General features: G+C 55.8%; 1 protein-coding gene. It reads left to right on the top strand.

The features are described 5' to 3' along the window. Positions 1 to 351, top strand: a 351-nt coding sequence (locus M3226_RS31640) for an aromatic-ring-hydroxylating dioxygenase subunit beta (protein ID WP_285858079.1), incomplete at its 5' end; no start/stop codon positions are given. Positions 352 to 443: the final 92 nt, after the last annotated feature.

Here is a 443-nt window from a genome sequence, read left to right as displayed (position 1 = left end):
AAGGAAGGGGTCGATATCAGCTGGTTTGAGGAAGGAAAGTGGACGCTTGCCAAGCGTATCGAGCAAATCCGTACCGGTGTGCACTGGGCAGAGGAGCCGGTTTCCAGAATGGCGCATCTGGTGTCGAACATCTACGTTACGTCGGTGAACGAGGTCGAGGAAGATCTGGAAATCGAGGTGTCGAGTCGCATTCTGGTGCGCCAGAACCGAAATCAGTACGAGAACATGATGCTTGCCGCGCGCCGTAAAGACGTGTTGAGTCGTTCTTCCGATGGCTGGAAGCTTCGACGGCGGGAGATCACTCTCACTGAGAACGTGCTTACCGTAAAGATGCTGACTACCTTCCTCTGAACGCGGGTGAGTCTATGCACCCCAGGCATGCGTCATGCGGGCGGCATGTTGCTCCCGTTGAGTGTTCCCCATCAATCGGGACACTTCAGGGC

It is taken from the genome of Neobacillus cucumis (assembly GCF_023715505.1).
Note: the sequence above shows the minus strand (reverse complement) of the source record. Positions and strands in the feature narration are given on the sequence as shown.